Genomic DNA, 6061 nt, shown 5'->3' with positions numbered 1-6061 from the left:
TATGAAGTGAAATGCCAATCGCAGGAGTTGACAGAAATGATTCAAGAAAAAGCAATTATTATAGGCGGAGGACCTTGTGGACTATCTGCTGCCATTCACCTAAAACAAATTGGCATTGATGCCCTCGTCATCGAAAAAGGCAATGTCGTTAACAGTATTTACAATTATCCGACGCATCAAACCTTTTTCAGCTCAAGTGAAAAGCTCGAAATCGGAGATGTGGCATTTATTACAGAGAACAGGAAGCCTGTCAGAATTCAGGCTTTATCGTATTACCGTGAAGTCGTCAAACGGAAAAACATCCGTGTTAATGCGTTTGAAATGGTGCGTAAAGTGACGAAAACGCAAAATAACACATTCGTTATTGAGACGTCAAAAGAGACCTACACGACGCCATATTGTATCATCGCCACAGGCTATTATGATCATCCAAACTATATGGGCGTACCCGGTGAGGATTTGCCGAAAGTATTTCATTATTTTAAAGAAGGCCACCCGTATTTTGATAAAGATGTTGTTGTCATCGGCGGGAAAAATTCAAGCGTGGACGCCGCCCTTGAACTCGTGAAATCTGGGGCGCGTGTCACAGTTTTATATAGGGGCAATGAGTATTCTCCAAGCATTAAGCCGTGGATTCTGCCAGAATTTGAAGCCCTCGTCAGAAACGGTACAATCCGTATGGAATTTGGCGCTTGTGTCGAAAAAATCACCGAGGATGAAGTTGTGTTTCGCTCCGGAGAGAAAGAACTCATTACCATTAAAAATGATTTTGTATTTGCCATGACAGGCTATCATCCCGATCATCAATTTCTTGAAAAAATTGGTGTTGAAATTGATAAAGAAACAGGGCGTCCATATTTCAACGAAGAAACGATGGAAACGAACGTTGAAGGTGTCTTTATTGCCGGGGTTATTGCTGCGGGAAATAATGCAAATGAAATATTTATTGAAAACGGCAGGTTTCACGGGGGGCATATCGCAGCGGAAATTGCCAAAAGAGAAAACCATTAAAGATGAGGAGCATATGATGCATTCGTATGCTCTTTTTGTTTTTTTAAGTGCAGACAGATGTAAAATTTTAAACAACATGGTAGGATAGACGTAGGAATATAAAGGAAAGAGGTTGCCTGATGTTTGCAATCATCTCTGCAGGAATTGCCCCCGGCATCGCGTTATTAAGTTATTTTTATTTAAAAGATCAGTATGATAATGAACCTGTACATATGGTGCTACGGTCGTTTTTTCTCGGGGTTGTTCTTGTATTTCCCATCATGTTTATCCAGTATGTACTTGAAAAAGAGAATGTAGGAGGCGGAAGCTTTTTCGTTTCTTTTTTATCTTCGGGGTTTTTGGAGGAATCATTAAAATGGTTTATACTGATGATCAGTGTCTACCCGCACGCCCACTTTGATGAGCATTATGACGGGATTGTGTACGGTACAAGTGTATCACTCGGTTTTGCAACCCTCGAAAATATTCTTTATTTAATTGGCCACGGCGTGGAGCATGCGTTTGTCAGGGCGCTGCTGCCTGTTTCATGCCATGCCTTGATTGGCGTTATAATGGGATTTTACCTTGGAAAAGCCCGTTTTTCCGCTGATAAGGCGCGTGTAAAGTGGCTTACTCTTTCTTTAGTTGTCCCATCCCTTTTGCATGGATCATATGATTTTATCCTAACAGCGCTTAGCAATTGGATTTATTATATGCTTCCATTTATGGTATTTTTATGGTGGTTTGGTTTGCGTAAAGCGAAAAAAGCCCGTTCCGTTAATATGATGCAAGTATAGAAGCCGCACAGCAACCGTGCGGCTTTTTTGTGTGCAGTTTTTATGTTCTGAGGGATAACAAGGAAAGAGTGTATAAAAATAACCTCGTTACAGAAAATACGATTACACTTAAAAATTTGCAGTAGGAGGCTTGAAAAGATGAAGTCCAAAGGATCGATTATGGCATGTCTCATCCTTTTTTCCTTTACAATAACGACGTTTATTAATACTGAAACGATCTCTGCCTTTTCGAATCAGGTCATTCAAAGAGGGGCAACAGGGGATGATGTGGTCGAGCTTCAGGCGCGTCTTCAATACAACGGATATTATAACGGAAAAATTGACGGGGTTTATGGATGGGGGACGTACTGGGCAGTTCGAAATTTTCAGGATCAATTCGGGTTAAAAGAGGTTGACGGCCTTGTAGGAGCTAAAACAAAGCAAACCTTAATATGTAAATCAAAATACTATCGTGAATATGTCATGGAACAGCTCAATAAAGGGAATACATTCACGCATTACGGAAAAATTCCGCTAAAGTATCAGACGAAACCATCAAAAGCAGCAACACAAAAGGCAAGACAACAAGCAGAAGCACGGCAGAAACAGCCTGCGGAAAAAACAACGCAGAAGCCTAAAGCGAATGCGAATAAACAGCAAAACAATACACCAGCAAAAGCAAGAAAACAGGATGCGGTAGCAGCGAACATGCCTGGTGGATTTTCCAACAACGATATCAGGCTGCTTGCTCAAGCGGTTTATGGCGAAGCCCGGGGCGAGCCGTACGAGGGGCAGGTTGCTATTGCAGCAGTCATTTTAAACCGTTTGAACAGCCCGTTATTTCCAAATTCAGTAGCGGGGGTTATTTTTGAGCCGCTTGCCTTCACAGCAGTAGCCGACGGACAAATTTACATGCAGCCGAATGAAACGGCCCGAGAAGCAGTGCTGGATGCCATCAATGGCTGGGACCCATCAGAGGAAGCACTTTACTACTTTAATCCGGATACGGCTACAAGTCCGTGGATTTGGGGGCGTCCACAGATTAAAAGAATCGGTAAACACATTTTCTGTGAGTAGCAGATATGAGAAAGCATAAAAAGAGGTGTGATAAATGATCAGAGGAATTTTAATCGCCGTGCTTGGTATTGCAATAGTCGGTACAGGCTACTGGGGATACAAAGAACACCAGGAAAAAGACGCAGTTCTTCTTCATGCTGAAAATAACTATCAGCGGGCGTTTCATGAGCTTACCTATCAGGTGGATCAGCTTCATGATAAAATCGGAACAACACTTGCCATGAACAGCCAAAAATCACTGTCGCCTGCATTGATCGATGTGTGGAGGATTACATCAGAAGCTCATAACAGTGTCAGTCAGCTGCCGCTTACATTAATGCCGTTTAATAAAACTGAAGAGCTATTATCAAAGATCGGCGATTTTAGCTATAAAACGTCAGTCAGAGATTTGGACCAAAAGCCGCTTGATAAAAACGAGTATACATCACTAAATAAGCTATATCAGCAGTCCGAAGATATACAAAATGAATTGCGTCATGTTCAGCACCTTGTCATGAGCAAAAACCTTCGCTGGATGGACGTAGAAATGGCCCTGGCTTCTGACGAAAAACAAAGTGATAATACGATTATCAACAGCTTTAAAACAGTCGAAAAAAATGTTGGTGCATTCTCCACTGGCACTGATCTTGGCCCGAGTTTCACCAGCACGAAAAAAGAAGAGAAAGGCTTCAGCCATCTGAAGGGAAAACAAATTTCCGAACAGGAAGCAAAACATATTGCTGAGCGCTTTGCCCCAGATGACAATTATTCAATTAAAGTGGTAAAGAGCGGAAAAAAAACAAATCGCGATGTATATAGCATCAGCATGAAAGATCCAGACCATAAAGCAGTGATTTATATGGATATTACGAAGAAGGGCGGGCATCCGGTATACTTGATTCAAAACAGAGAAGTGAAAGATCAGAAAATCAGTTTAAATGACGGATCGAACCGAGCGCTTGCATTTTTAAAGAAAAACGGATTTGAAACAGATGATTTGGAAATTGATGAAAGTGCGCAATATGATAAAATCGGTGTATTTTCATATGTTCCTGTTGAAAATAAAGTCCGGATGTACCCCGAGGCAATTCGTATGAAAGTGGCCTTGGATGACGGTGAGGTTGTCGGCTTTTCAGCAAGAGACTTCCTCACATCTCACAGAAAAAGAACCATACCTAAGCCTGCAATTACTGAAGCAGAGGCAAAGTCTAAATTAAATAAAAATGTACAAGTGAGAGAAACAAGGCTCGCTTTGATTACAAATGAACTAGGTCAAGAAGTGTTATGCTACGAAATGCTTGGGACAATTGAAAATGACACATTCAGAATGTATATCAATGCCAAAGACGGATCGGAAGAAAAGGTTGAAAAACTAAAAAATGCAGAACCTATATATAAAGACCTATAAAAAACAGGAGGAAAGGACTAAATGTCTTTTCCTTTTTTTCATTACGTGCTTTAATAAAAACGTGAGTATATTGAATGCGAAAGAGTGAAGTCAATGATAGAGATTGGAGAAAATGTACTTTTAGAATATATAGAAGAAAATGAATTGAAAAAGGCAAAAAGCAAGGCGGTCAGCATCGAAAACAATGAACTTTTGATCGCGTATCCTGTTGATGTAGTTACAGGGCGAACTGTGATTTTACATAACGATATGGAAGTAACGGTAGAGTTTGTGGGAAAAGACGAAGTTCCTTATCGCTTTATAAGCCGTATAAAAGGTAAAGTGAAGGACAAACTTCAAATGATCTGTCTTGAAGTGCCTCCACGTGAAAAAATGAAAAGAATCCAGCGCCGCCAATATGTAAGAACTGATGCGGTATTAGATGTGCAAATTCAGCCGGGAAATGAAGAAGAGATCCGCACACTATCTTATAACATCAGTGCAGGCGGCATCGCCGTGGTTTTAGCTGATGGCCTTTCTTTTCAATCGGGGGAATCATTGCGCCTGATCATCCGTCTTCCTGAAGAGGAGCACACACGTCAAATAGAAACAGAAGCAGTTGTCAGACGAATCTTTAATGACCCCAAGTCAGAAAAACGAAAAATGACTTTAGAGTATTCAGAAATTGCAGCAGGTGACCAGCAGGCTTTGCTTCAATACTGCATCAGGCGCCAGTTAAATAAGAGAAGAAAGGCCCGAATGGAATAAACATCGGCAAACACTTCCATACTATTTGTAATGGAGGTGCTCCAATGAAAACATTTGAACGGCTGCTGATCAAATTATTGTTCATTCAGGCCATCATTTTACTTGGTGTCCAATTTCTTTTTCACTATCAGCATATTGAACCATACGTATCAAAAGTGATTCAATATGAAGGGGTGGATAAAATGGAGGAAAACAATAGGATTGAAACCTTCAAACATTAATTATTCATCAATTTTTCACCCTTTTTCATAAAGTTCGTGATACAATCCATAGAGGAGAAAAGAGCAAGGAGAGGAATTATGGAAAAGAAATTATCGATTGCAATCGACGGCCCGGCAGCTGCGGGGAAAAGCACCGTTGCCAAAATTGTGGCTGAGAAAAAATCGTACATATATATTGATACAGGAGCGATGTATCGGGCGATCACGTACGCGGCTTTACAGGAAAACGTTGATCTGACAGATGAAGAAAAACTGGCTGAGCTGCTAAAGCGGACAGACATTGAGCTGATTACAACAAAAGATGGACAAAAAGTGCTTGTAAACGGCACCGATGTAACTGAGGCGATCAGAACAGATGAAATCAGCAACCAAGTTTCAATTGCGGCCAAGCACAGAAGTGTCAGAGAAGAGATGGTGAAACGCCAGCAGCAGCTTGGGGAAAAAGGCGGCGTCGTCATGGATGGTCGTGACATCGGGACGCATGTGCTGCCAAATGCAGAAGTAAAAATCTTTCTTTTGGCATCTGTTGAAGAGAGAGCGAAACGTCGTTATGAAGAAAATGTGAAAAAAGGCTTTGATGTCAACTTCGAAACATTAATTGAGGAAATTGCAAGAAGAGACAAGCTTGATTCAGAGCGCGAAGTATCTCCGCTGCGTAAAGCAGAAGACGCTCTTGAAATCGACACGACATCGCTTTCCATTCAAGAGGTAGCTGATAAAATCCTCGAGGCTGTGGAGCAAAAGTCCCGCTGAGGATGGCAAATGCCACTTTTTTTGAATTTTTCAACGAAGATAGAATGTTATTGCTTGACAAACCTGTCCTTTTATTAGAAGTTAATACTAATAAAACTTTTTATTGATCA

The 6061-nt window shown here is 41.0% G+C and carries 7 protein-coding genes; all 7 read left to right on the top strand.

The genetic code is table 11. The features are described from left to right. The first annotated feature begins 36 nt into the window (after positions 1-36). Positions 37-1011, top strand: coding sequence for a YpdA family putative bacillithiol disulfide reductase (locus tag RAC86_RS34105; RefSeq protein ID WP_015714182.1), 975 nt, complete (start codon positions 37-39; stop codon positions 1009-1011). 119 nt (positions 1012-1130) lie between these two features. Continuing rightward, positions 1131-1787: a glutamic-type intramembrane protease PrsW gene (prsW, locus tag RAC86_RS34100; protein ID WP_014480144.1), complete on the top strand. Its 657-nt coding sequence runs from the start codon at positions 1131-1133 to the stop codon at positions 1785-1787. A gap of 138 nt (positions 1788-1925) precedes the next feature. Further along, positions 1926-2843, top strand: coding sequence for a spore cortex-lytic enzyme (gene sleB, locus RAC86_RS34095; protein WP_004398523.1), 918 nt, complete (start codon positions 1926-1928; stop codon positions 2841-2843). Positions 2844-2877: 34 nt separating this feature from the next. Continuing rightward, a complete protein-coding gene (gene ypeB, locus RAC86_RS34090) occupies positions 2878-4230 on the top strand; it encodes a germination protein YpeB (protein WP_174222985.1) in 1353 nt (450 codons plus the stop codon). A gap of 93 nt (positions 4231-4323) precedes the next feature. Continuing rightward, the gene (dgrA, locus tag RAC86_RS34085; RefSeq protein ID WP_015714179.1) at positions 4324-4977 is read left to right on the top strand and encodes a cyclic di-GMP receptor DgrA; all 654 of its coding nucleotides are present in this window, start codon (positions 4324-4326) and stop codon (positions 4975-4977) included. Positions 4978-5021: 44 nt separating this feature from the next. Further along, on the top strand, positions 5022-5198 hold the full coding sequence (locus tag RAC86_RS34080; protein ID WP_003230553.1) for a YpfB family protein: 177 nt from the start codon (positions 5022-5024) through the stop codon (positions 5196-5198). Positions 5199-5276: 78 nt separating this feature from the next. Then, positions 5277-5951, top strand: coding sequence for a (d)CMP kinase (cmk, locus tag RAC86_RS34075; protein WP_029317977.1), 675 nt, complete (start codon positions 5277-5279; stop codon positions 5949-5951). Positions 5952-6061: the final 110 nt, after the last annotated feature.

It is taken from the genome of Bacillus sp. LR_5 (assembly GCF_042709275.1).
The sequence above is the reverse complement of the archived record's forward strand: the minus strand, read 5'-3'. Positions and strand labels throughout refer to the sequence as shown.